Consider the following 21,709-nt stretch of genomic DNA (forward strand, 5'->3'; position numbering starts at 1 on the left):
CATCTCCTCGTGAAGAAGAGCCGCATCCCGTTTCATTATGACTATAGAGAGTGTGACGCTGTTGTGAAGCATGCCGGGGGAGCGTCTGTGACGCACCCACAGGAAACCGGTGCCGCCGCTGCCGGACGGCGCAGGGCTCTGAGATCGCCTCTTCTTCTACTGGCCGGCCTTAGGCGCGCCTTCCGGGGCGGCGCCGCTCCGCTCGGCCTTCAGGCGGGCGATCGCCGCGCGGATCGGCCCGAAGGGGCCGTAGACGTGCTGCTCCCGGGGGAAGCCGTCGGCGTAGGGGCCGTAGGGCGTGTCGGCGGGCTTTTCGAGGAGATCGGGAAAATCCCTGTCGAGGTCCGCCTTGCGGGGACGCGGCTGCGACACCACGAAGGCGGCGACATCCCAGGCCTCCTCCGGCGAAAGGCGTGGGAACAGATAGCTGGTGCCGTTCGGCATGTTCGCGTGGACGAAGCCTGCAATCGTCGTGAGGCGGTTCATCCCGGCCCCGTCGTTGAAGCTGTCCGGGCCCCAGAGGGGCGGCACCATGTAGCCCAGATCCGTGGCCGGCAGGCTGCGGCGCAGGCCCGCGCCGTCGGTGCCGTGGCAGACGGCGCATGTCCGGCGGTAGACCGCCGCTCCGCGCGCCGGATCCGCCGGCCGGTCGAGCTCGGCCAGCGGCCCCGAGCCGTAGCCGGTGAGGATCTCGCCCGGCTTCACCCCCTCCGACAGAAAGTCGATATACGCCAGCATGGCCCGCATTTCAGGGGCGTCCGCGGGCAGGGGGCGGCCGTTCATGCTCCGGGTCATGCAGGCATTGACCCGCTGCTCGAGAGAGATCGACCGGCCGGCCTCCGCGTCGTACTGAGGAAAGCGGTCCTTCAGCCCCCAGAGCGGGTTGCCGAACTTCTTGGCTCCGGCATCCAGATGACAGTTGCTGCAGGCGAGGTTGTTGCCCGCATAGCGCTTCGCGGGATCGGGCACGTTCGGGCCGAGATGGGCATAGGTCGCGGTGATCAGGTCGCGTCCGCGCCGCACCAGGCGTCCGTGCTCGTCGTCGGGCAGGGAGCCCAGGTCGGGGACGTTCCAGAACGGATCGGGCGCGGCAGGGGGCGGAGAAGAGGGCTGAGCGAACGCCGTCAAACCCTGAAGCAGCAGCGCGGCCGCGCAGGCCGCGCCCCTCGTTGCCCGTCTCATCCTGCCCTGCATCGAACCCCGTGCCCCCCGTTTGCGCGGCATGATGCCAGCGGTTGCGACTGTACGCCAGGGCAGGGCGGCTTCGGGAGAACGGAAGCGGCCTCAGCGCGTGGGGACCGGCTTCTCGCCCCGGTAGTCGTAGAAGCCGCGCTTCGTCTTGCGGCCGAGCCAGCCCGCCTCGACATATTTTACGAGCAGCGGGCAGGGGCGGTATTTCGAGTCGGCCAGGCCTTCGTGGAGGACCTGCATCACGGAGAGGCAGGTGTCCAGGCCGATGAAGTCGGCGAGCTGGAGCGGGCCCATGGGGTGGTTCGCGCCCAGCCGCATGGCCGTGTCGATGGCGTCGACGGATCCGACGCCCTCGTAGAGGGTGTAGATCGCCTCGTTGATCATCGGCAGAAGAATGCGGTTGACGATGAAGGCGGGAAAGTCCTCCGACACCGTCACGGTCTTCCCGAGCTTGCCGATGAACTCCTTGGCCGACTCGTAGGTCGGGTCCTCGGTGGCGATGCCGCGGATCAGCTCGACGAGCTGCATCACGGGCACCGGATTCATGAAGTGAATGCCGATGAAGCGCTCCGGCCGGTCCGTCGCGGCGGCAAGCCGCGTGATGGAGATCGACGAGGTGTTGGTCGCGATCATCGCGTCCGGGCGCAGGACCGGGCACAGGTTGGCGAAGATCTTGCGCTTGACCTCCTCGTTCTCCGTCGCGGCCTCGATCACGAGATCGCAGCCGGACAGGTCCTCATAGGTCAGGGCAGGGGCGATCCGCGCGAGGGCGGCCTGGCGCTCGGCGTCGGTGATGGCCTCCTTTGCGACCTGCCGCGCCATGTTGCCGTTGATGGTGGCGAGGCCCGCGTGGATCCGCTCCTCGGAGACGTCATGGAGCCGGACCGAGAAGCCTGCGAGCGAACATACGTGGGCGATGCCGTTGCCCATCTGGCCGGCGCCGATCACGCCAACGGTTTTGATCTCGATACCCATCTGCCTGCTGCCCCGGGCACGCGCGGTGCCTCAAAGTCGCCGGGCGGAGAATCCGCCCGGCTCCGTCTCATACCTGGACTCAGTGACCGGCCTTGGTCAATTCTTCGTTGAGCTGAGGGAGGACGGCGAAGAGGTCGCCGACGATGCCGTAATCGGCGACCTGGAAGATCGGCGCCTCCTCGTCCTTGTTGATCGCGACGATCACCTTGGAATCCTTCATCCCGGCCAGATGCTGGATCGCCCCCGAGATCCCCACCGCAATGTAGAGATCCGGCGCCACCACCTTGCCGGTCTGCCCCACCTGCCAGTCGTTGGGCGCATAGCCGGCGTCCACCGCCGCCCGGCTCGCCCCCATCGCCGCCCCGAGCCGGTCGGCGATCGGCTCGATGTAGGTCTTGAAGTTCTCCGCCGAGCCGAGCGAGCGCCCGCCCGAGATCACGATCCGCGCCGAGGTCAGCTCCGGCCGGTCGGACCGGGCGATCTCCTCGCCCTTGAAGCGCGACACCCCCGGATCCTCCGCCGGGCCGACCGCCTCGATCGGCGCCGCGCCGCCCTCGCCCGCCGCCGGGAAGGCGGCGGTGCGCACCGTGATCACCTTCTTGGCGTCGTTCGAGCGCACCGTCTGGAGCGCGTTGCCGGCATAGATCGGCCGCTCGAAGGTGTCGGGCGCCACCACCTTGACGATGTCCGAGACCTGCATCACGTCGAGCAGCGCCGCCACCCGCGGCATCACGTTCTTGCCGCTCGCCGTCGCCGGCGCCACCAGCGCCCCGTACGGCCCCGCCAGCGCCACGATCAGCGCCGCCAGCGGCTCGGCCAGCCCGTGCGCATAGGCCGGACTGTCGGCGAGCAGCACCTTGTCCACCCCTTCGAGCCGCGCGGCGGCCTCGGCCGCGGCGCGGGCGCCGGCGCCGGCCACCAGCACATGCACCGGCGCGCCGAGCGCGCGGGCGGCGGAGAGCGCCTTGTGGGTGGCGTCCTTGAGCTGAGCGTTGTCGTGCTCGGCAATCAGCAGCGTGGTCATGGTCTTCCTCCTCCTCAGAGCACGCCGGCTTCGGTCTTGAGCTTCTGCACGAGCTCGGCCGCCGAGGCGACCTTGATCCCGGCCTTGCGCCCGCCCGGCTCGGCGGTCCTGAGCACCGTCAGGCGCGGCGCGATGTCGACGCCGAGCGCCTCGGGCGTGGTCTCGTCGAGGGGCTTCTTCTTGGCCTTCATGATGTTGGGCAGGCTCGCATAGCGCGGCTCGTTGAGGCGCAGGTCCGTGGTGACCACCGCCGGCAGGGTGAGCGCGAGCGTCTGCAGGCCGCCGTCGACCTCGCGGGTGACCTCGAGGCTGCCGTCGTTCACGGCGACCTTGAAGGCGAAGGTGCCCTGCGGCCAGCCGAGCAGCGCCGCGAGCATCTGGCCGGTCTGGTTGGCGTCGTCGTCGATGGCCTGCTTGCCGAGCAGGACGAGGTCGGGCTTCTCCTGCGCGACCACCGCCTTGAGGAGCTTGGCGACGGCGAGCGGCTCGACCGGGGCGTCGGTCCTGACCAGAACGCCGCGGTCGGCGCCCATGGCCAGGGCGGTGCGGAGCGTCTCGGCGGCCTGGGCCGGGCCGATCGACACCGCGACCACCTCGCCGGCCGTGCCCGCCTCCTTGAGGCGGATCGCCTCCTCGACCGCGATCTCGTCGAAGGGGTTCATCGACATCTTGACGTTGGCCAGCTCCACCCCAGAGCCGTCCCCCTTCACCCGGATCTTCACGTTGTAGTCAACAACCCGCTTAACCGCCACAAGTAACTTCATCCGTGGGCCCTCATCGAAAGGTCGGATCCGGATGCGGTTCCGAGCCAGCTCTCCGGACAGGTAGGAAAGATGCAGGGGACCGTAGCGGGCGACGTCCGATTGTCAACGCGGCGCCTTCATTTCCTGCGTCTCGATGCGTGCCAGCAACGGATCGTAGCGATGACGCATCAGGGGAATGAGCAGAGCCCCTGCCACGAAGCCTCCCAGATGGGCGAACCAGCCCACGCCCCGGTCCTCGCCGAAGAAGGCGGAGGCGAACTGCAGGACGAACCAGAACCCGATGGCCCAGTAGGCGGGAAGGCGCAGGGGAATCCCCTTCAGGAACAGCCCCCAGATCCGGACGCGCGGATAGAGGATGAGATAGGCGGCAACCACCCCGGAGACGCCGCCGGAGGCGCCCACGAGGGGCCGGTGCGAGTCCGCCTCGATCAGGGCATGCACGAGACTCGCAAAGCCCCCGCACAGGAGGAAGAACACGAGGAAGCGCCCATGCCCCATCGCATCCTCCACGTTGTCGCCGAACACCCAGAGAAAGAGCATGTTCCCGAGAAGGTGGAACAGAGAGACGTGAAGGAAGACGTTGGTGAGGAGCGTCAGCGGCACGGGCACGAAAGGATAGCCTTCCGGCAGGATCTCCGTGCCGAACAGGACGGAGGGAATCAGGCCGAGGCCGGCAATCGTCGCATCGGGGCCCAGAGGGCCGTAGAAGGTCAGGAGATAGGCCGCCCCGCAGGCGAGCAGCAGGATCCGCGTCCCCGTCGGCGTCTTCATGTTCTTGAGGGGAACGCCGTCGTGGAGCGGGAGAAACATCGCTCGCCCTCAGCGGTTCTGGCCCGGAACCCAGAGGACGTCGATCCGACCCTTATCGTTGACGTATCGTGAGGCCACGAAGAGGAAGTCGGAGAGGCGGTTGAGGTACTTCACGCTCTCGGCGGAGACGACCTCGTCGGGCTTGTCCATGAGCTCCACGACGCGCCGCTCGGCGCGCCGGCAGACGGTCCGCGCCAGATGCAGGGCGGCCGCAGCGGCCGTTCCTCCCGGGAGGACGAAGGAGCGAAGCGGGGACAGGTGCTCGTTGAGCCGGTCGATCTCCCGTTCGAGGCGGTCGACCTGTCCTTGCGTGATGCGCAGAGGCTCGTAGGGCAGGGGCTTGCCGGTCTCGACGGTGGCGAGATCGGAGCCCAGATCGAACAGATCGTTCTGGATGCGCGCCAGCATCGGGTCGATCTCGTGGTCGGCGGTGTGGAGCCGCGCCATGCCGATGCAGGCGTTGGTCTCGTCCACCGTTCCGTAGGCTTCGACGCGAAGATCGTATTTCGGCCTCCGGCCGCCAGCGGCCAGCGCCGTCGTGCCGTTATCGCCCGTTCGGGTGTAGATGCGGTTCAGGACGACCATGCTCACCCCCTGGCTGGGAGGTTGGATCAGAAGGTGTAGCCGACGCGGGCGCCGATGTTGGTGAGGCCCCGGTTCTCGGAGCAGGCTCCCGCGTTGGACAGGTGCTCGACGGTGGCCATCACGCTCCAGTTGGCCGAAAGCCGCACGCCGACGGAGCCGGACTCGCGGAAGAGCGGAGAGCAGCCGAGGGCCTGATGATGGCCGGACAGCCCATAGGGATTCTTCTCTCCGTTATGGATGGCGCCGCCGAGGGAGCCTTCCACGAAGAACGTGGGCGTGAGATTGAAGGTCCAGGTCAGGCCCGCATAGGCGAAGCTGGTGCGGCCGTCGAAGTTGAGGCTGCCGCCGATATGGGGGCGGGGGATGAAGTAGCTGGTGAAGAGGTCGGATGCCGTGAACGGCTTCGCGAACAGGATCTCGCCGGTCAGGTTCGCGGACCCGTCGCGTCCCTCAGGTCCCCAGGGATCCTGGGCGGAGAAGCCGATCCGGAATTCGGAAAGAAGGCTCGGCTGGGTGGCCGCCGGATATGCCGTTGGGGAAGGGCGTTTCGCGTCGGCTGCGTGGGCGCCGGATGCTCCCAGGGTCGTAAAGACCAGAAGGCCAAGGCCCGTCGCAATGCCGGAGCGCATCAAGAAACCCATTCTGAAATCGAGAGAGCCGCGAAGCAGCTATGCCTAACGGTGTCTTATAAAGAACGGTGGCGAGAAAGTGTCAATATGGGGCAAGCTAGGCCGCTCTCCACCAGATGATCCCCATGATGATCACGATGGCGAGGAACTGGAGCAGGACGCGCATTCGCATGAGCTGCTGGGAGCGGTTGGCGCTGCCGCCGCGCAGCATGTTCACGAGCCCCAGCAGGAGCACGAAGGCGACGGCCAGAACGGCCGCGAAGACGATCATGTCGGACAAATCGGTCATGGCGATTCCTGGGCGAGGCAGCGGACCCTGGCCCGAACCTCGCGGCAAGGCAAGAGCGACGGTGCCTCAGTTGCGCCGCAGCAGGCGGTCGAAATAGTCCAGTTCCTCCTGCGGGCGGGCGGGGTCGCCAAGTTTTCGGCGCAATTCCTCCAAGATTCGCGCCGCGCGCGCCGCGGCCGATTCATCCACGCCGGGAACGCGGACATTGCCGTCGGAATAATCCCTGTTCCGCGTCGGGCGGCCGAGGGGATCCCGGTTGAGCGGATCGGCCCGCCCCTGCCCTTGCGGATTTCCCTGTCCGGGCTGATCGCCGGCCTGCTCGTTGCCCGGTCCCTGCTGCATCTGCTGGGCCATGCCCTGCATGCCGCGCCGCAATCCTTCGAGGGCCCGGCCCTGGGCATCGACGGCGTCCCCGTTCTGTCCTTGGCCGAGGGCATTCTCAGCCTCCCGCATGGCCTGTTCGGCATCGCCCAGGCCCTGCTCGTTCTCCATGCCCATGCCCTGCATGCGCCGCTGCAGTTCCTGCAGCCGTTCCCGCAGGGCCTGCTGCCGCTGGTTGAGGCCGAGCGGGTCCTGCTGGTCCCCGCCGCCCCGGCCGTTCTCCGCATCCTCCTGGTTCTGGCCTTGCTGGCCCTGCTGGCCCCGCCGGCGCTGTCCCTGGCGCTGCCCCTGTCCCTGGCGGTTGCGTTCGCCCTGCTGCATGCGACGCTCCTGGCCGTCCCGGAAGGTTTCGTCGCGCAGCCTCTGCTGCTCGCGGGCCATGTCCTCGAGGTCCCGCATGGCCTGGTTCATCTCCCGGCCGAGGGGATCTGTCATGCGGTTGTCGGGGCGCGCCATCTGAAGATTGTCGAGAATGTTCCGCAGCTCCTCGAGGAGGCGCTGGGCTTCGGCCATGTCGCCGCGGCGCATGGCGTCCTCCATCTGGCGGAGCATCCGGTTGAGATCGTCCTGCGTGATCACCCGGTCCGCCTGGCGCTGGTCCCGATCCTGCCCTTGCGGATTCTGCTGCATGCGCTCCGCGAACTCCCGCAGGAACCTGTCCATGGCCTGACGCAGTTCCTCCGTCAGGCGGCGGATCTCGTCGTCGGTGGCGCCCCGCTCCATCGCGTCCTTCAGGCGCTCCTGGGCGGCGCGCAGGTCGCGCTCCGCGTCGGAAAGGTTCCCGTCCTCGATCTGCAGCGCCATGGTCCAGAGCCAGTCGGCCACGTCGAGGAGGTCCTGGTCGCTGCGGGCGCGGCGGAGCCGCTCGGAGGCGAGGCGCAGTCCCATGAACACGCCCCATTGCGGCGTGAAGCTCTCGGGCGCGATCAGCAATGCGTCGAGAGCCGTCTGGACCCTCTTGCGGTCGTCCGGCGAGAGCACGAGGTTCCGCCGCTGCTCCACCAGGGCCTTGGCCAGCGGATTGACGAAGGGGCGCTGCGGCAGGGTGAAGTCGATGGTCTCGCTCAGCCCTTCCTGCCCGGCCTCGTCCTTCACCCGAAGCCGCAGCTTCACCGCAGCGCCCGCCCAGGGATGGTTGGTGAGGTCCACCGGCGAGCGGGTCTCGGGCGCGTTCTCGTCATGGGGCGGAAGGGCGAGGGCGATCGTGGGAGCCTGCACGAGGGACCGTTCCCGCGGTCCCTTGCTCTTCTCAACCAGGCCCTCCGCCGAGGCGATGCCGTAATCGTCCCTGGCCTTGTAGGCGAGCGTGAAGACGCCGCGCGGGTTGACCTCCGGCGGGCCGGCGAAAGTCACCTCCGGAGGCCGGTCGGGAACCGCCTCGATGGAGAGCGTGACGCTGCTGGCAAGTCCCGTCCGGACCGTCAGGTCGGCACTGTTCTCGAGCGTGAAGCGCTCCTCGCGCAGATCGGCGCGCTGCCCGCCCTTCGGCGGCAGCGCCGCGAGGCCCTTGCCGGGGCTGATCTCGGCATGGCCCTCGCCGGCGACGCGGATGACGACCGTCGAGCGGGCCGGCGCCTTGAGGTGCTGGCCTTTCGCCAGGTCGATCATGAGCGGCGGAGTCCGGGTGTAGAGGGGCGGATCGATCCACCCGTCGATGCGGAAGCCGGGAGCGCCGGCGCCGGGGGCGCTCCGGTCGAAGGCGGCGGCCAGGCGGGAGCCGATCTCCGGGCCGGCCACGAAGGCGCTGGCGATCACGGACAGCACGGCGGCGGCCCTCAGGGCGAAACGGTCATGGCGCGGCATGTCCGGGTCGGGCGGCGCCACGCGCATCCGTCCGACCGCTTCCTCCGCCCGGCGGCGATGGAGGCTCCAGAGGGCCCGGGAGCCCGGATCGTTCGAACCGAGGGCGAGAGTGTCGTCGAGGGCCCGGGCCGGTCCGTGACGGAGCCCGGTGTCCCGGTCGAGCCGGTCGAGGGCGGATCCGCGGCCCGGCAGGCGCAGCCGGGCAAGCGGCCAGAGCGAGACCAGGAAGGCGGCGCCGAAGGCCAGCAGGCCGGCCTTGCGCCAGAAAGGCGGCGTCTCGAGCCAGAGGCCGAGCCAGGAAAGGCTCAGGAAGGCGAGGACGATGGCCACGGGGACCCAGAGCCGCGGCCAGGCCTGCTCCAGCCAGAGAGCCCACCGTGCGCGGGAGACGAGGCGGCTGAACCGTCTGTTCAGGACATCCGGGGCCGGCGATGGGTTCGGGCTTCCGCTCATCCCATGAATCTCCCGCGATGCGGTTTCCCGCGCACACCCCCGTCAACAAAGCTAGCACGGCTTCGCCTCAGGACCAGCGGTCATATGGGCACATGACCTCTTGACGGCCGGTGCGGCGGAGCTCCGATCCGGAAGGCCCCGCGGCAGCGCCGCACATCCTCGCGGGAGGGGTGTCGGGTCCGTCCCCGTGAGCTACGCGAGCCAGTCGGGAATGCGATCCATTCCGATCAGCTCCTCATAGGAGGGGCGCGGCCGGACCACGGCGCGGTCGGCCCCCCGCACGAGGACCTCGGGGATCAGGAGGCGGGTGTTGTAGGTGTTGGAGGTGACCGCCCCATAGGCGCCGGCGGTCATCAGGGCCAGGAGATCGCCCGCCTTGACCTCCGGCATGTCGCGGGACAGGGCGAGGTAGTCGCCGGTCTCGCAGACGGGCCCGACCACGTCGGCAACGATGTGGCGCAGGTTGCGGCCCGGCTCCGCGACCGGCCTGATCTCGTGATGGGCGTCGTAGAGCGTCGGGCGGATCAGGTCGTTCATGGCCGCGTCGACGATGACGAAGGTCTTCCCCTCGCCCTCCTTCACGTAGATCACCTGCGTCACCAGGATCCCGGCATTGCCGGCGATGAGGCGCCCCATCTCGAAGACGAGCTTCAGGCCCAGATCCTTCGTGTGGCGCTTGACGATCCGCGCATAGGCCTGCGGGTCGGGCGGCGGTTCGTTGTCGCTGCGGTAGGGGACGCCCAGGCCGCCTCCGAAGTCGATGTGGTGCAGCCGATGGCCGTCCGCCATCAGGTCGCGGGCCAGTTCCGCCAGCAGGGCGCCCGCATTGTCGAACGGCTCGAGATCCGTGATCTGGCTGCCGATGTGCATGTCGACGCCGGTGATCTCGATTCCCTTCAGCCGTGCGGCATGGGCGTAGACCTCGCGGGCGCGGCTGATCGGAATGCCGAACTTGTTCTCGGACTTGCCGGTGGAGATCTTCCGGTGCGTCTTCGCGTCCACGTCCGGATTGATCCGGATGGAGATCGGCGCCCGCCTGCCTTTCGAGGCGGCGACCTCGGAGAGGGCCTCGAGCTCGGGCTCGGATTCCACGTTGAAGCACAGGATGCCGCTGTCCAGGGCGAACGCCATCTCCGTCTTCGTCTTGCCGACGCCGGAGAAGACGATCCGTTCTCCCGGCACGCCTGCCGCGAGGGCCCGACGGAGCTCGCCCTCGGAGACGATGTCCATGCCGGCGCCGAGGCGGCTCAGGGTCCGCAGGACCGCCTGGTTGGAGTTGGCCTTCATCGCATAGCAGACCAGGGCGTCCGTATCGGCAAAGGCCTCGGCGAAGACGCGGTAGTGCCGCTCGAGGGTCGCCGAGGAATAGCAGTAGAAGGGCGTTCCGACCTCGCGCGCCAGTTGGCGCAGGTCGACATCCTCGGCATGGAGGCTTCCCTCACGGTAGCTGAAGTGATGCATGGGGGCCTGAAGCGCTTTCTCGAAAAGGTCCGCCGCTCCTCGCTCGTGAGGACGCGCGGCGCGGGATGAGGGAAACGGTCCCCGCCTCAGAGGATCGGGTCGAGGATGAAGCGGTCCTTCGGGATCGTGAAGCCGCGATTCGGGGTCTTGGAACCGGTCGTTCCGACCGGCGAGGGCAGGGCGCCCTCGGGCGTGGCCTGGCTGGCCTTCTGCTGGGGGGCCGAGGGATCCGGCGGCGGCTCCAGCGCGCCCCTGCGGCCGCAGGCCGAAAGGCCGACGGCGAGGAGGCCGGCAATCAACGCGATACGGGGGAAGGTAGAACTGGACGGCATCGGTGGCTCCCAAACGTGGCCGCACCATAACGGGAACCCGGGCCGGATGCGAGGGGGAGCGGCTGTCCCCGCGAGCGGGAATCGGCGCGAGCGCGGACCCGGGCGCGGCGGCGCCACGGGATCGTGATGGAAAGGCAGGGGCTTCCCCGGACGGCGGGGCTTGAGCGTAAGGCAGAAACGCGCCACATCCGGCCCATGACCACGACACCTCCAACCCGTCCGGCCCGGCTCCTCCCCTGGATGGCGGGCCTGGCTCTTCTCGCCGTCGCGGCCGGTGCCGGCTGGTACGGCCTTTCTTCCGGGCAGGTCGGCGGCGGGGCCGCTGCCGAATGCAAGGCTTCGCGGGCCGTCGCCGACCGGCTCAGGCCCCTGGCGAAGGGGGAACTGGCGGCCGTGAACGTGAGCGGCAGCCCGAAGCCTCCGCCGGCCATCGCCTTCAACGGTCCCGACGGTCGGCCCAGGAGCCTTCAGGACTTCCGGGGCAAGACGATCCTCGTCAATCTGTGGGCGACCTGGTGCGTGCCATGCCGCGAGGAAATGCCCGCGCTCGACAAGCTTCAGGCCGAACGGGGCGGCAAGGATTTCGAAGTGGTGGCGGTGAACGTCGACACCCGCAACGCGGAGAGGCCCAAGGCCTGGCTCCAGGAGAACGGCATCCGCAACCTCGCCTACTACGCCGATCCATCGGGCAAGGTGCTGCAGGTGCTCCAGAAGTCGGGGCACGTGGTCGGCCTGCCGACCACCCTGATGGTCGATCCGGACGGCTGCGAGATCGCGCTCCTCAAGGGCCCCGCGGAATGGGCCTCGCCGGGTGCGCTGACCTTCGTCCAGATGGCCCTTGGCAGGTCGTAGGAACCCTTCGCATCGACCGGACTTCCTGCGTCATGCCAGGACGGTGGCGGCGTGGCGAATCGCTCTCCGCGAGGAGGAAAGCTCGCCTTAGCGGCCGGACATTCAGATTCTGAGGACGGAAGGTCCTTAGAACCGGAACGCCCCTTCGCCGTCGGGCAGGCCGGGTTCGCCCGAGAAGGCGGGCTTGGAGAGCCGCCAGGGGCGGTCCATGGCGTTCCGGGTCTCGCCGGGCCCGAGCGGGTGCAGGGTGCCGTCGGCCGAGATGGATTCGATCACGAGGAAGCCGAGGCGCTGCAGCATCCTGGCCGCCGTCTTGGTGGCGACGTCGTCCGCCCGCACGGACAGCGAGCCCGCGGCATAGATGCGCTCGATCAGGGTTCTGGGATGGTGCTGTGCGGCCGGCTTGCGCGGCTTGAACGGGACGACGTTCGTCGCCTCTGTCTCGAACATGGAAGACCCCCATTGCGCCGCCCGGTTCTGTTGTTATGGACGGCCGTGTCTCAGTCTCATGTACCGAGCTTGGCGGCTTCACGGAATGCGACATAAACCGCATGGCTTCCGGGCTCCCAGCGCAACAAAAAAAGCGGGGCCGGAGCCCCGCTTCATGGGTCCGCTTTCGATTCGTTCCGGTCAGGCGCTCTGCTGGAGCTTGATGCCCTTGTCGGCGAAGAGCTGCTGCAGCTCGCCGGCCTGGAACATTTCCCGGGTAATGTCGCAGCCGCCGATGAACTCGCCCTTCACGTAGAGCTGCGGAATGGTCGGCCAGTTGGAATAGTCCTTGATTCCCTGGCGGATCGCCTCGTCCTCGAGCACGTTGATGCCTTTGAACGGCACGCCGAGATAGTTCAGGATCTGGACGACCTGGCCCGAGAACCCGCACATGGGGAACTGGGGCGTGCCCTTCATGAAGAGCACCACGTCGTTGGACTTCACTTCGTTGTCGATCACCTGGCGGGCGTCGGTCATAGGGTTCTCCTGTTCCGCGGCGGTCAAGGCGCCGGGCTGCGTCAATTGTCGGGGGCCTGGGTCGTCAGCGCAAGGGCATGCAGCGTCCCACCCATGCGGCCCTGCAGCGCGGCATAGACCATCTGGTGCTGCTGGACCCGCGCCTTGCCCTTGAAGGCTTCGGAAATCACCGTGGCGGCATAATGATCGCCGTCGCCGGCGAGGTCCTTGATCTCGACCCTGGCATCGGGCAGGGCCGCCTTGATCATGGCTTCGATATCGCGGGCATCCATGGGCATCGTGTCAGTTCCTCAGGCCTTGCCGGCCATGTAGTCCGGCAGCCAGGATTCGTGCGCTGCCTTCAGTTCGGCCACCGATATGGCCTCTCCGCCCGGAAGAATCAACGAATCGCCTCCGGTGACGCCGAGGATCATCGCCGGCACGCCGACGGCGTTCGCCTCGTAGAGGATGTCCGCCGCATCGTCGGGCCGAACCGCCAGGAGGTAGCGGGCCTGATCCTCGCCGAACAGGAAGGCATGGAGCGGCAGGTCGTCCGGCGCGCTGGCCACGACGGCGCCGATCCCGCCGGCCATGGCCATTTCCGCGAGGGCGAGCGCAAGCCCGCCGTCGGACAGGTCGTGCGCGGTGTCCACCTGTCCGGAACGGATCAGCTGGCGCACGAAGTCGCCGTTGCGCTTCTCCGCGGCGAGATCGACCGGGGGAGGAGCTCCCTCCTCCCGGCCGCAGACATCCCGCAGGTAGACGGACTGGCCGAGCCAGCCGTCCGTGGCCCCGATGAGGATGAGGACGTCCTCCTCCCGCTTGAAGCCGATGGAGGCGTGCGCCGACACATCGTCGAGGAGGCCGACGCCGCCGATGGCCGGGGTCGGCAGGATGCCCTGGCCGTTGGTCTCGTTGTAGAGGGAGACGTTGCCGGACACGACGGGGAAGTCGAGCGCCCGGCACGCCTCGCCGATGCCCCTCAGGCAGCCCACGAACTGGCCCATGGATTCGGGGCGCTCGGGGCTGGCGAAGTTCAGGTTGTCCGTGATCGCGAGCGGCAGGCCGCCGACCGCGGTGATGTTCCGCCAGGCTTCCGCCACCGCCTGCCTGCCGCCTTCCACCGGATCCGCTTCGCAGTAGCGGGGCGTCACGTCGGTGGTGAGGGCGAGACCCTTCGGCCCGTCCTCCACGCGCACGATGGCGGCATCGCCGCCCGGCATCTGCACGGTGTTGCCGAGAATCAGGTGGTCGTACTGCTCCCACACCCAGCGCTTGGAGCACTGGTCCGGCGAGCCGACGAGCTTCAGAAGGGCTTCGGCCGCCGACACGGGAGCCTTCACGCTCGAAGGCTCGACGACCGGCTGTTTCGGGCTTTCCACCCACGGGCGGTCATAGACGGGAGCCTCGTCGCCGAGCTCCTTGATCGGGAGGTCGGCCATCACCTCGCCCTGGTGCCTGATCACGAAGCGCAGGGTGTCCGTGGTCCTGCCGATGACGGCGAAGTCCAGCCCCCATTTGTGGAAGATGGCCTCCGCCTGCTGCTCCATGCCGGGCTTCAGCACCATGAGCATCCGCTCCTGGCTCTCCGAGAGCATCATCTCGTAGGCCGTCATGCCCTCCTCGCGGCAGGGGACCTTGTCGAGGTCGAGCTCGATGCCGAGGTTGCCCTTGGCGCCCATTTCGACGGCGGAGCTGGTCAGGCCCGCCGCGCCCATGTCCTGGATCGCGATGACCGCGCCGGACTTCATCAGCTCCAGGCAGGCCTCCAGCAGAAGCTTCTCCGCGAAGGGGTCGCCCACCTGGACGGTGGGGCGCTTCTCCTCGGAGGCGTCGTCGAACTCGGCCGAGGCCATGGTGGCGCCGTGAATGCCGTCCCGTCCGGTCTTGGAGCCGAGATAGACGATCGGGTTCCCCACGCCCGTGGCCTTGGCGTAGAAGATCTCGTCCGTGCGGGCGAGCCCCACCGCCATGGCGTTCACGAGGATGTTGCCGTTGTAGCGCCTGTCGAAACCGACGCTGCCGCCGACCGTCGGGACGCCGAAGGAATTGCCGTAGCCGCCGATGCCGGCGACGACTCCCGCGACGAGGTGGCGGGTCTTGGGATGGCCGGGCTCGCCGAACCGCAGGAAGTTCAGGGCCGCGATGGGGCGCGCGCCCATGGTGAACACGTCGCGCAGGATCCCGCCGACGCCCGTCGCCGCGCCCTGATAGGGCTCGATGAAGGAGGGGTGGTTGTGGCTCTCCATCTTGAAGATGCAGGCGAGCCCGTCGCCGATGTCGATCACCCCGGCATTCTCGCCCGGTCCCTGGATCACCCATGGCGCCTGGGTCGGAAGGCCGCGCAGGTGGATGCGGGAGGACTTGTAGGAGCAGTGCTCGTTCCACATGGCGGAGACGATGCCGAGCTCGGTGAGAGTCGGCGTGCGGCCGATCAGCTTCACGAAGCGCTCGTATTCGTCGGGCTTGAGCCCGTGCTCCTTCACCAGCTCCGGAGTGATGGCGACGTCGTTGCGGATCATCGGGGTCTCGTTCTCTGCGATTCTCTTCCGTCCGGAAGAGGCGTTATGCGGCCTTTGCGAAGGAAGACACCAGGCTCTCGAAGAGCCCGCGCCCGTCGGTGCCCCCGACCAGATCCTCGACCAGGTTCTCCGGGTGGGGCATCATGCCGAGCACGTTGAGCCTGGCGGAATAGATGCCGGCGATGGAATTCATCGAGCCGTTGCGGTTGGCGTCCGGCGTCACCCGGCCGTCGGCGTCGCAGTAGCGGAAGGCGACCAGCCCTTCGCCCTCGAGACGCTTCAGGGTTTCGCCGTCGGCGGTGTAGTTGCCTTCCCCATGGGCGACGCAGACGTCGATGGCCTGGCCCTTCCCGTAGGCCCGCGTGAAGGCGGTGTCGTTGCGCTCCACCCGCAGGAACTGGCGGTGGCAGATGAATCTGAGATTGGCGTTGCGCATGAGGATGCCGGGCAGGAGCCCGGATTCGCACAGGATCTGGAAGCCGTTGCAGATGCCGAGCACCAGACCGCCCCGCGCCGCATGGGCCCGGACCGCGTCCATGATCGCAGCCCGTCCCGCGATGGCCCCGCAGCGGAGATAGTCGCCGTAGGAGAAGCCGCCCGGCAGAACGACGAGATCCGTCCCGGCCGGCAGGTCGTGCTCGGCGTGCCAGACTTTCTCCACCTGGGACCCGGCCAGCCTGAGCGCCCGCACGACATCGCCATCGCGATTGGAGCCGGGGAAGACGATGACAGCGGATTTCATGGGCTCATCCTTCTCTCGTCACGGCCGGGTCCATCCCGGCCATCGCGCCTTTCGGCGTGGATCGAAACCTGGCGGCCCGGATCCGGTCCGGGCCCGACGGTCAGGTCAGCTCGACGCGGTAGTTCTCGATCACCGTGTTCGCCAGGAGCTTCTCGCAGGCCGCCTTGAGGGAGGCCTCGGCCTTGGCCTTGTCCGAAGTGTCCAGCTCGATGTCGAAGACCTTGCCCTGGCGCACGCTGGCGATTCCCTCGACCCCGAGCGACTTGAGGGCGCCTTCGATGGCCTTGCCCTGGGGATCGAGAACGCCGTTCTTGAGGGTCACGGTGACGCGGGCTTTCATGAGGTCCTCGGCCTGTCCTTGGGATGATGGCTCACGCCATAAAGGGAAAGCGCCTCGGAAACAACGGCGTCATGGCCCCAGTTCGCGCTTTGCGACCTCTTTGAGGGTGGCTCGAACCGAGGCCTCGTCTTCGCCGACCACCAGGGCCGCGAGAAGCTCGTCTCCCATCCGCCGTCCCAGGGCCGCGCCGTAGGCGGGGCGCTTGCTCCCGTCCGCCGGCGCCAGGCTGATGGCGAAGCCGCGCAGGGCGCCTTCTTCCAGGGGCACGGTCTCGGCCAGGGTGCGGACCGGCCTCTTCCGGTCGGACGCCGCTTTCCGGGAGGGCGCCTGGAGGACCCGGACCAGGACCGACGGGTCCTTGAGGACGGCCTCGGCCGTGTCGGCATCCCGCCCGGTCAGTCTGACCACCCCGACCGCAAGGCCCGGAGCGCATCCCGGCGGCGCGCAGAACGCCATGGCGATGGGCTCCGCGCGGTCTTCCGCCAGCCATTTCCGCAGCGGCAGGGCCTCCCAGGGCGCTCCGGGCGGCACGCCCTCGACGGGGCGGGGGATGTAGCCGCAGGAGGCGAGGCAGAGGCTAAGGATGACCGGACAGGTGAAGCGGAGCCGCATGGCCGCTTCTATGCACGAAACGGCCGTCCGGTCGAGGCATGGCTTTCTCCTGCCCTATGGACGGTATGGTGCCTGCGGCGTCGCTCCGGAGCGAGGGCCCTGAAGGACGGCGGAGTTTCTCCTTGACCAGAGGAGAAAGGAGGGCCTCCCGCGACGATGTTCGCCAAGAAAAAACCCGGCGCGGGGCCGGGTTTCCCATGTCTGTCTGCTCGTGCCTGTCTCACTGCACGAGGCGGGGGCCGCTCATGGTGGGGTTCTCGTTCTCGGACATGATGCCGAGACGGCGGGCAACCTCGGAATAGGCCTCGACGAGACCGCCCATGTCGCGGCGGAAGCGGTCCTTGTCGAGCTTGTCCTTGGACTTGATGTCCCAGAGACGGCAGGAATCCGGGGAGATCTCGTCGGCGACGACGATCCGCATCAGGTCGCCTTCCCAGAGGCGGCCGGTCTCCATCTTGAAGTCCACGAGACGGATGCCGACGCCGAGGAAGAGCCCGGAGAGGAAGTCGTTGACGCGGATGGCCAGGGCCATGATGTCGTCGATCTCCTGGGGCGTCGCCCACCCGAAGGCGGTGATGTGCTCCTCCGAGACCATCGGGTCGTTGAGCTTGTCGTTCTTGTAGTAGAACTCGATGATCGAGCGCGGCAGCTGGGTGCCTTCCTCGAGCCCGAGGCGCTGGGCCAGGGAGCCGGCGGCGACGTTCCTGACCACAACCTCGAGGGGGATGATCTCCACCTCGCGAATCAGCTGCTCGCGCATGTTCAGGCGGCGGATGAAGTGGGTCGGGACGCCGATGTCGTTCAGGTTCTGGAAGATGTATTCCGAGATCCGGTTGTTGAGGACGCCCTTGCCGTCGATCACTTCATGCTTCTTGGCATTGAAGGCGGTGGCATCATCCTTGAAGTGCTGGATGAGCGTTCCGGGCTCCGGCCCTTCATAGAGGACCTTCGCCTTGCCCTCATAAATGCGACGGCGGCGATTCATAGGCGTATACCGTGGTTTGAGGAAATCCATGGCCGTGGCTCCTTGATAACATGTACAGATCCGCGGCTGGCGCGAGTCCGATCGGGACCGTCCCCGGCTTGGGCGCAACCTATCCGATCCCTCAGCCGAGCACAACGGAAGGAGTTCGGCCGAGGTCCTGGCCGGCTCCGGGGCTGCTTTTCGAATGGAGTTGCCTCTGGCGGCGGCGCTTGTGCGCCTTTATATCGCAGAAAGCACAAACCGGGAGAAAACTCTATGACCGCCTTCGACGAGCGCAAGGACGCATTCGAGAAGAAGTTTGCACACGATGAGGAACTTCGTTTCAAGGCGACCGCTCGCCGCAACAAGCTCTTCGGCCTCTGGGCCGCAGCCCAGCTCGGCAAGGCGGGCGCGGAGGCGGAAGATTACGCCAAGAGCGTCGTGCTGGCCGATTTCCAAGAGGTGGGGGATGCCGACGTGATCCGCAAGGTCCGGGCCGATCTCGAAGCGGCGGGCAAGCCGGTCGGCGAGAGCGAGCTGGGCCGGATCCTGCACGAGCAGATGGCCCGCGCCGTCGACGAGATCAAGGCGGGACGCTGACCTCTCCCTAACGGCCCGGGCCCGAGCGGTCCGGGCTTTCGCTCTTCTCGCCTGCAAACCAAGGTTCCTCCATGTCGCTGCACCCGCCGCTCCCCGACCGTCTTAAGGCCGGGCCCCCCGCCCTTGCCGCCTGGTGCGGATTGCCGGATCCGTCGATTCCCGGCGTTCTGGCGCGGGAGGCCTTCGATGCGGTGGTCATCGACATGCAGCACGGAGCCGTCGACTTCGCGGCGGCCGTCCGGGCGATTCCCCTCATCGCGGCTGCCGGCAAGCCCGCGGTGGCGCGGATCCCGGTCGGCGAGTTCGCCACGGCATCCCGGCTCCTCGACGCGGGCGCCGCGGGCGTCATCGCGCCCATGATCAACACCCTCGAGGATGCCCGCCGGTTCGCCGCCGTGATGAAGTTCCCGCCCCTCGGCGAGCGGAGCTGGGGACCGCACGGCGCGCTGAGCCTCACAGGCCTTCAGCCGGGAGAGTATTTCAGGGCCGGCAACGGCCTGTCCTTGGCGCTGGCGATGATCGAGACCCGCGAGGCCCTCGAGATCGTGGACGGGATCCTGGACGTGGCCGGGATCGACGGCATCTTCATCGGCCCGTCCGATCTCTCCATCGGCCTTTCCCAGGGCCGGGAGCTGGATCCGGCGAGCGCGGCGGTCGAGAAGGCGCTCGATCATGCCCTCGCCCGCGCCCGCGCCGCCGGCAAGATCGCAGGCGTCTATGCCCCTTCCGGGGAGCGGGCCTTCGAGCTCGCCCGCCGCGGCTTCCAGCTCGTCTCCATCGCCAGCGACACCGCCCTGCTCCGTTCCGGAGCGCAGATGGCCCTGAAGGCCGCTCGCGGCTGACATAGCCGGCGGCTCGTCGGCGGGTTCGAGGGATTGCGCGCATGTCCTTTGTGCCGACCTTCCGGTTCGCGCCCAGCCCGAACGGCCGCCTCCATCTGGGGCACGCCTATTCCGCGCTCCTGAACGCCGATTTCGCCGAGCGCTTCGGGGGGCGGCTGCTCCTGCGCATCGAGGACATCGACCTCGGCCGCTGCCGCCCGGCTTTCGTCGAGGGGATCTTCGAGGATCTGACCTGGCTGGGCCTCAGGTGGGAGGAGCCGGTCCGCCGGCAGTCCGACCATTTCGCTCTCTATCGCGCCAGTGCCGCCAGGTTGCGGGAGAGGGGACTGCTCTACCCGTGCTTCTGCTCCCGCAGGATGCTGGCCGAGGCCGTCGCGCAGCGGGAGAGCACGGGCCGTCCCTGGCCGCGCGATCCGGACGGCGCCCCCCTCTATCCCGGGACCTGCCGGGGGCTCGGCGCGGACGACGTGGCGCGCCGGGTCGGGGCGGGCGAGCCGCATGCCCTGCGAATCGACATGGAATCCGCTCTCGCACAGGCGCCGCGCCCCCTCTTCTACATCCGGTTCGACCGGGAGGGGGCTCAGGAGAAGGTGGCCGCGCAGCCGGCCCGTTGGGGCGACGCCGTGATCGTCCGCAAGGACATTCCCACGAGCTACCACCTGTCCGTGGTCGTGGACGACGCGCTGCAGGGCGTGAGTCACGTGGTCCGCGGGAAGGATCTCGAGGCGGCGACCGATCTGCACGTCCTGCTCCAGCGCCTCCTCGGCCTGCCGACGCCACTCTATCACCACCACGGGCTGATTTTCGACGATACGGGGGACAAGCTGTCGAAGAGCCGCCGCTCGGAGGCGCTGGCCGATCTTCGCGCCCGGGGCGTCACGGCCGCGGAGGTCCGGCAGCGTCTCGGCTTCCGGTCTCAGCCCACGCCCAGCACGTAGAGCCAGAACAGGGTCGTTCCGAGGGCGAGCACGGTCGAGAGAGTCACGGCGCTCGAGGCGAGGGCGATTCCCTCCCCATAGCGCTCGGCGAAGAGGTAGGCATTGATCCCGGAAGGGCAGGAGGCGAAGAGAACCGCCACGCCCGCCCAAACGGGCGGCATCTCGAAGACCCGGGTCGCCAGGAGCAGGACCAGGAGCGGGTGAAGCACGAGCTTGAGGCCGGAAATGACGGTGGGGAGCTTCCAGCCCGTTTCCAGCCCGTAGCGGCGAAGGGCGATGCCCATGGAGATCAGGGCGCAGGGGACGGCGGCGCTCCCGAGAAGCTCCACAACCTGCCAGAAGGGCGCCGGGAGGTGCGGGGCGAGGGGCCGGAAGGCCGAGCCGGCGAGAATGCCGATGACGATCGGGTGGGTCGCAAGGCGGCGGACGATCACGAGCGGAGACGCCTGCCGCCCCTCGGCCATGACCGTCGCCAGGGTCATGGTCACAGGAAGGTGCACGGCGATGAGGAGGAAGAGCGGCACCGCCCCCTCGTCTCCATAGGCCTTGAGGATCATGGGAACGCCGACGAAGACGGTGTTCGCCTGCCCGGCCGAGAAGCCGGCGACGACGGCGGAAACGCCTTTGAGGGCAAAGAAGCGCCGCCCGATCAGCATGGCGAGGGCCCAGACCGCGCCGACCCCGGCGAAGTAGGAGATCCAGTAGCCCCAGGGCTGGACGTCGGGGATCTCGGCCCGGACCAGGGTGCGGAAGATCAGGCAGGGGAGGGAGAGGGAGAAGACGAATTCCGACAGGCCCTCGCCCATCCGCTCCGAGACGACGTTCGCGCGCCTGGCCGCATACCCGATGCCGATCAGGCCGAAGACCGGCAGGACGATCGCGAGAAGGCCGAGCATGCGGCCTCAGCGCATCTCGGCGCGCTGGGCGACGCTCGCCGGGGCGTTGGCATAGGCCATCAGCTCGTCCACCTGCTCCCGCTGCCGCTTGAATTCGGCGAGGCTGCGGCCCTCCAGTTCCCGGCTCTTGGGCAGGCGGATCTTCAAGGGATCGACGAAGCTGCCGTTGATGAGGACCTCGTAGTGGAGGTGGGGGCCCGTCGAAAGGCCCGTGCTGCCCAGATAGCCGATCACCTGCCCCTGCTGCACCCGGGCGCCCGGAGCGATGCCCTTTCCGAAGCCCGACATGTGGTTGTAGGTCGTCACGTAGCCGTTGGCGTGCTGGATCTCGACCCGGCGGCCATAGCCCGATTCCCAGCCCGCCTTGATGACGGTGCCGTTGCCGGCGGCGAGAATGGGCGTTCCGATCCGGTTCGACCAGTCGATCCCCGTATGCGGACGCGTGTAGCCCAGGATCGGGTGATAACGGGAGCCGAAGCCGGAGCGCAGGATGCCCTCGGCGATCGGCTTGCGCAGGAGGAACTTCTTCAGGGAGCGGCCGCTTTCGTCGAAGAAGTCGACGCTCCCGTCGTCGCCCTGGTAGCGGTAGACGCGGCGGGTCTCCCCTCCGACGGAAAGGGAGGCGTAGAGGATTTCCGGCACCCCTCCTTCCTCGTCCGCGCCGTAGAAGACCTCGAAGGTGTCTCCGGGCGAGACGCGGCGCTGGAAATCCACGTCGTATCCGAAGATGCGCACCAGTTCGTCGACGGTCCTGCGCGG

The 21,709-nt window shown here is 68.2% G+C and carries 25 protein-coding genes (1 of these 25 cut by a window edge); 4 read left to right on the top strand and 21 right to left on the bottom strand.

Translation table 11 applies throughout. The features are described 5' to 3' along the window. Nucleotides 1-156: 156 nt before the first annotated feature. From GDR74_RS03390 to lptM, 11 genes are all read right to left on the bottom strand, one after another. On the bottom strand, nucleotides 157-1,182 hold the full coding sequence (locus tag GDR74_RS03390) for a c-type cytochrome (RefSeq protein WP_152584989.1): 1,026 nt from the start codon (nucleotides 1,180-1,182) through the stop codon (nucleotides 157-159). 102 nt (nucleotides 1,183-1,284) lie between these two features. Next, nucleotides 1,285-2,166 (bottom strand): 3-hydroxybutyryl-CoA dehydrogenase, encoded by an 882-nt coding sequence (locus GDR74_RS03395; RefSeq protein WP_152584990.1) that lies wholly within the window; start codon nucleotides 2,164-2,166, stop codon nucleotides 1,285-1,287. A gap of 79 nt (nucleotides 2,167-2,245) precedes the next feature. Beyond that, entirely contained in the window at nucleotides 2,246-3,190 is a 945-nt protein-coding gene (locus GDR74_RS03400; RefSeq protein ID WP_152584991.1) for an electron transfer flavoprotein subunit alpha/FixB family protein, read from the bottom strand. A 14-nt stretch (nucleotides 3,191-3,204) separates the two neighbouring features. Further along, nucleotides 3,205-3,954 (bottom strand): electron transfer flavoprotein subunit beta/FixA family protein, encoded by a 750-nt coding sequence (locus tag GDR74_RS03405; RefSeq protein ID WP_152584992.1) that lies wholly within the window; start codon nucleotides 3,952-3,954, stop codon nucleotides 3,205-3,207. 102 nt (nucleotides 3,955-4,056) lie between these two features. After that, a complete protein-coding gene (locus tag GDR74_RS03410; RefSeq protein ID WP_152584993.1) occupies nucleotides 4,057-4,764 on the bottom strand; it encodes a rhomboid family intramembrane serine protease in 708 nt (235 codons plus the stop codon). A gap of 9 nt (nucleotides 4,765-4,773) precedes the next feature. After that, nucleotides 4,774-5,349 (bottom strand): cob(I)yrinic acid a,c-diamide adenosyltransferase, encoded by a 576-nt coding sequence (locus GDR74_RS03415; RefSeq protein ID WP_152584994.1) that lies wholly within the window; start codon nucleotides 5,347-5,349, stop codon nucleotides 4,774-4,776. Nucleotides 5,350-5,375: 26 nt separating this feature from the next. Then, complete coding sequence (locus tag GDR74_RS03420) at nucleotides 5,376-5,978, bottom strand: acyloxyacyl hydrolase (protein ID WP_152587635.1); 603 nt, start codon at nucleotides 5,976-5,978, stop codon at nucleotides 5,376-5,378. Between the two features lie 97 nt (nucleotides 5,979-6,075). Further along, a complete protein-coding gene (locus tag GDR74_RS03425; protein ID WP_152584995.1) occupies nucleotides 6,076-6,267 on the bottom strand; it encodes a twin transmembrane helix small protein in 192 nt (63 codons plus the stop codon). Between the two features lie 66 nt (nucleotides 6,268-6,333). Then, nucleotides 6,334-8,904 carry a TIGR02302 family protein gene (locus GDR74_RS03430; protein ID WP_152584996.1) on the bottom strand — a complete coding sequence of 857 codons (2,571 nt, stop codon included), beginning with the start codon at nucleotides 8,902-8,904 and terminating at the stop codon, nucleotides 6,334-6,336. A 192-nt stretch (nucleotides 8,905-9,096) separates the two neighbouring features. After that, a complete protein-coding gene (gene lysA, locus GDR74_RS03435) occupies nucleotides 9,097-10,365 on the bottom strand; it encodes a diaminopimelate decarboxylase (RefSeq protein WP_152584997.1) in 1,269 nt (422 codons plus the stop codon). An 86-nt stretch (nucleotides 10,366-10,451) separates the two neighbouring features. Beyond that, complete coding sequence (lptM, locus tag GDR74_RS03440) at nucleotides 10,452-10,697, bottom strand: LPS translocon maturation chaperone LptM (RefSeq protein ID WP_152584998.1); 246 nt, start codon at nucleotides 10,695-10,697, stop codon at nucleotides 10,452-10,454. Nucleotides 10,698-10,892: 195 nt separating this feature from the next. Between lptM and tlpA the strand changes: the two genes are divergently transcribed. After that, nucleotides 10,893-11,549, top strand: a complete 657-nt coding sequence (gene tlpA, locus GDR74_RS03445) for a thiol:disulfide interchange protein TlpA (RefSeq protein ID WP_152584999.1) — start codon at nucleotides 10,893-10,895, stop codon at nucleotides 11,547-11,549. 126 nt (nucleotides 11,550-11,675) lie between these two features. Here tlpA and GDR74_RS03450 read toward each other — a convergent pair whose 3' ends face one another. The 8 genes from GDR74_RS03450 to purC form a co-directional block, all read right to left on the bottom strand. Then, entirely contained in the window at nucleotides 11,676-11,999 is a 324-nt protein-coding gene (locus tag GDR74_RS03450; protein ID WP_152585000.1) for a TBP family protein, read from the bottom strand. Nucleotides 12,000-12,179: 180 nt separating this feature from the next. Next, complete coding sequence (gene grxD / locus GDR74_RS03455) at nucleotides 12,180-12,515, bottom strand: Grx4 family monothiol glutaredoxin (protein ID WP_152585001.1); 336 nt, start codon at nucleotides 12,513-12,515, stop codon at nucleotides 12,180-12,182. 41 nt (nucleotides 12,516-12,556) lie between these two features. After that, complete coding sequence (locus GDR74_RS03460; protein WP_152585002.1) at nucleotides 12,557-12,793, bottom strand: BolA family protein; 237 nt, start codon at nucleotides 12,791-12,793, stop codon at nucleotides 12,557-12,559. A gap of 12 nt (nucleotides 12,794-12,805) precedes the next feature. Then, nucleotides 12,806-15,016: a phosphoribosylformylglycinamidine synthase subunit PurL gene (gene purL / locus GDR74_RS03465; RefSeq protein WP_152585003.1), complete on the bottom strand. Its 2,211-nt coding sequence runs from the start codon at nucleotides 15,014-15,016 to the stop codon at nucleotides 12,806-12,808. A gap of 43 nt (nucleotides 15,017-15,059) precedes the next feature. After that, complete coding sequence (purQ, locus tag GDR74_RS03470) at nucleotides 15,060-15,758, bottom strand: phosphoribosylformylglycinamidine synthase subunit PurQ (protein WP_152585004.1); 699 nt, start codon at nucleotides 15,756-15,758, stop codon at nucleotides 15,060-15,062. Nucleotides 15,759-15,858: 100 nt separating this feature from the next. Continuing rightward, nucleotides 15,859-16,098 carry a phosphoribosylformylglycinamidine synthase subunit PurS gene (purS, locus tag GDR74_RS03475; protein WP_152585005.1) on the bottom strand — a complete coding sequence of 80 codons (240 nt, stop codon included), beginning with the start codon at nucleotides 16,096-16,098 and terminating at the stop codon, nucleotides 15,859-15,861. Between the two features lie 69 nt (nucleotides 16,099-16,167). Next, the gene (locus GDR74_RS03480; protein WP_152585006.1) at nucleotides 16,168-16,710 is read right to left on the bottom strand and encodes a hypothetical protein; all 543 of its coding nucleotides are present in this window, start codon (nucleotides 16,708-16,710) and stop codon (nucleotides 16,168-16,170) included. 220 nt (nucleotides 16,711-16,930) lie between these two features. Continuing rightward, nucleotides 16,931-17,725 carry a phosphoribosylaminoimidazolesuccinocarboxamide synthase gene (gene purC / locus GDR74_RS03485; RefSeq protein ID WP_152585007.1) on the bottom strand — a complete coding sequence of 265 codons (795 nt, stop codon included), beginning with the start codon at nucleotides 17,723-17,725 and terminating at the stop codon, nucleotides 16,931-16,933. Between the two features lie 225 nt (nucleotides 17,726-17,950). Here purC and GDR74_RS03490 point away from each other — a divergent pair, with 225 nt between their 5' ends. The 3 genes from GDR74_RS03490 to gluQRS all read left to right on the top strand — a co-directional run bounded on the left by GDR74_RS03490 (nucleotide 17,951) and on the right by gluQRS (nucleotide 20,054). Further along, entirely contained in the window at nucleotides 17,951-18,274 is a 324-nt protein-coding gene (locus tag GDR74_RS03490; RefSeq protein ID WP_152585008.1) for a DUF1476 domain-containing protein, read from the top strand. Nucleotides 18,275-18,345: 71 nt separating this feature from the next. Beyond that, the gene (locus GDR74_RS03495) at nucleotides 18,346-19,116 is read left to right on the top strand and encodes an HpcH/HpaI aldolase family protein (RefSeq protein WP_152585009.1); all 771 of its coding nucleotides are present in this window, start codon (nucleotides 18,346-18,348) and stop codon (nucleotides 19,114-19,116) included. Nucleotides 19,117-19,157: 41 nt separating this feature from the next. After that, nucleotides 19,158-20,054 (top strand): tRNA glutamyl-Q(34) synthetase GluQRS, encoded by an 897-nt coding sequence (gluQRS, locus tag GDR74_RS03500; RefSeq protein WP_152585010.1) that lies wholly within the window; start codon nucleotides 19,158-19,160, stop codon nucleotides 20,052-20,054. Here gluQRS and GDR74_RS03505 read toward each other — a convergent pair. Both GDR74_RS03505 and GDR74_RS03510 read right to left on the bottom strand, forming a co-directional pair. Then, a complete protein-coding gene (locus GDR74_RS03505) occupies nucleotides 20,033-20,950 on the bottom strand; it encodes an AEC family transporter (protein ID WP_152585011.1) in 918 nt (305 codons plus the stop codon). The two genes, gluQRS and GDR74_RS03505, sit on opposite strands and share 22 nt — an antisense overlap. A gap of 6 nt (nucleotides 20,951-20,956) precedes the next feature. Further along, a protein-coding gene (locus GDR74_RS03510; RefSeq protein ID WP_152585012.1) for a M23 family metallopeptidase crosses the window boundary here: on the bottom strand, nucleotides 20,957-21,709 show its 3' portion. The gene runs 1,284 nt beyond the window's last position; only the last 753 of its 2,037 coding nucleotides appear in the window; the start codon falls outside the window, past its right edge — the gene reads right to left on this strand; its stop codon occupies nucleotides 20,957-20,959.

Origin of the sequence: Microvirga thermotolerans, from assembly GCF_009363855.1 — a bacterium.
Classification (GTDB): domain Bacteria; phylum Pseudomonadota; class Alphaproteobacteria; order Rhizobiales; family Beijerinckiaceae; genus Microvirga; species Microvirga thermotolerans.

Bases quoted from the DNA above. Each gene is read 5' to 3' on its own strand.
- GDR74_RS03390 (WP_152584989.1), bottom strand. From the start codon at position 1,182: ATGAGACGGGCAACGAGGGGCGCGGCCTGCGCGGCCGCGCTGCTGCTT.
- GDR74_RS03395 (WP_152584990.1), bottom strand. From the start codon at position 2,166: ATGGGTATCGAGATCAAAACCGTTGGCGTGATCGGCGCCGGCCAGATG.
- GDR74_RS03400 (WP_152584991.1), bottom strand. From the start codon at position 3,190: ATGACCACGCTGCTGATTGCCGAGCACGACAACGCTCAGCTCAAGGAC.
- GDR74_RS03405 (WP_152584992.1), bottom strand. From the start codon at position 3,954: ATGAAGTTACTTGTGGCGGTTAAGCGGGTTGTTGACTACAACGTGAAG.
- GDR74_RS03410 (WP_152584993.1), bottom strand. From the start codon at position 4,764: ATGTTTCTCCCGCTCCACGACGGCGTTCCCCTCAAGAACATGAAGACG.
- GDR74_RS03415 (WP_152584994.1), bottom strand. From the start codon at position 5,349: ATGGTCGTCCTGAACCGCATCTACACCCGAACGGGCGATAACGGCACG.
- GDR74_RS03420 (WP_152587635.1), bottom strand. From the start codon at position 5,978: ATGCGCTCCGGCATTGCGACGGGCCTTGGCCTTCTGGTCTTTACGACC.
- GDR74_RS03425 (WP_152584995.1), bottom strand. From the start codon at position 6,267: ATGACCGATTTGTCCGACATGATCGTCTTCGCGGCCGTTCTGGCCGTC.
- GDR74_RS03430 (WP_152584996.1), bottom strand. From the start codon at position 8,904: ATGAGCGGAAGCCCGAACCCATCGCCGGCCCCGGATGTCCTGAACAGA.
- lysA (WP_152584997.1), bottom strand. From the start codon at position 10,365: ATGCATCACTTCAGCTACCGTGAGGGAAGCCTCCATGCCGAGGATGTC.
- lptM (WP_152584998.1), bottom strand. From the start codon at position 10,697: ATGCCGTCCAGTTCTACCTTCCCCCGTATCGCGTTGATTGCCGGCCTC.
- tlpA (WP_152584999.1), top strand. From the start codon at position 10,893: ATGACCACGACACCTCCAACCCGTCCGGCCCGGCTCCTCCCCTGGATG.
- GDR74_RS03450 (WP_152585000.1), bottom strand. From the start codon at position 11,999: ATGTTCGAGACAGAGGCGACGAACGTCGTCCCGTTCAAGCCGCGCAAG.
- grxD (WP_152585001.1), bottom strand. From the start codon at position 12,515: ATGACCGACGCCCGCCAGGTGATCGACAACGAAGTGAAGTCCAACGAC.
- GDR74_RS03460 (WP_152585002.1), bottom strand. From the start codon at position 12,793: ATGCCCATGGATGCCCGCGATATCGAAGCCATGATCAAGGCGGCCCTG.
- purL (WP_152585003.1), bottom strand. From the start codon at position 15,016: ATGATCCGCAACGACGTCGCCATCACTCCGGAGCTGGTGAAGGAGCAC.
- purQ (WP_152585004.1), bottom strand. From the start codon at position 15,758: ATGAAATCCGCTGTCATCGTCTTCCCCGGCTCCAATCGCGATGGCGAT.
- purS (WP_152585005.1), bottom strand. From the start codon at position 16,098: ATGAAAGCCCGCGTCACCGTGACCCTCAAGAACGGCGTTCTCGATCCC.
- GDR74_RS03480 (WP_152585006.1), bottom strand. From the start codon at position 16,710: ATGCGGCTCCGCTTCACCTGTCCGGTCATCCTTAGCCTCTGCCTCGCC.
- purC (WP_152585007.1), bottom strand. From the start codon at position 17,725: ATGGATTTCCTCAAACCACGGTATACGCCTATGAATCGCCGCCGTCGC.
- GDR74_RS03490 (WP_152585008.1), top strand. From the start codon at position 17,951: ATGACCGCCTTCGACGAGCGCAAGGACGCATTCGAGAAGAAGTTTGCA.
- GDR74_RS03495 (WP_152585009.1), top strand. From the start codon at position 18,346: ATGTCGCTGCACCCGCCGCTCCCCGACCGTCTTAAGGCCGGGCCCCCC.
- gluQRS (WP_152585010.1), top strand. From the start codon at position 19,158: ATGTCCTTTGTGCCGACCTTCCGGTTCGCGCCCAGCCCGAACGGCCGC.
- GDR74_RS03505 (WP_152585011.1), bottom strand. From the start codon at position 20,950: ATGCTCGGCCTTCTCGCGATCGTCCTGCCGGTCTTCGGCCTGATCGGC.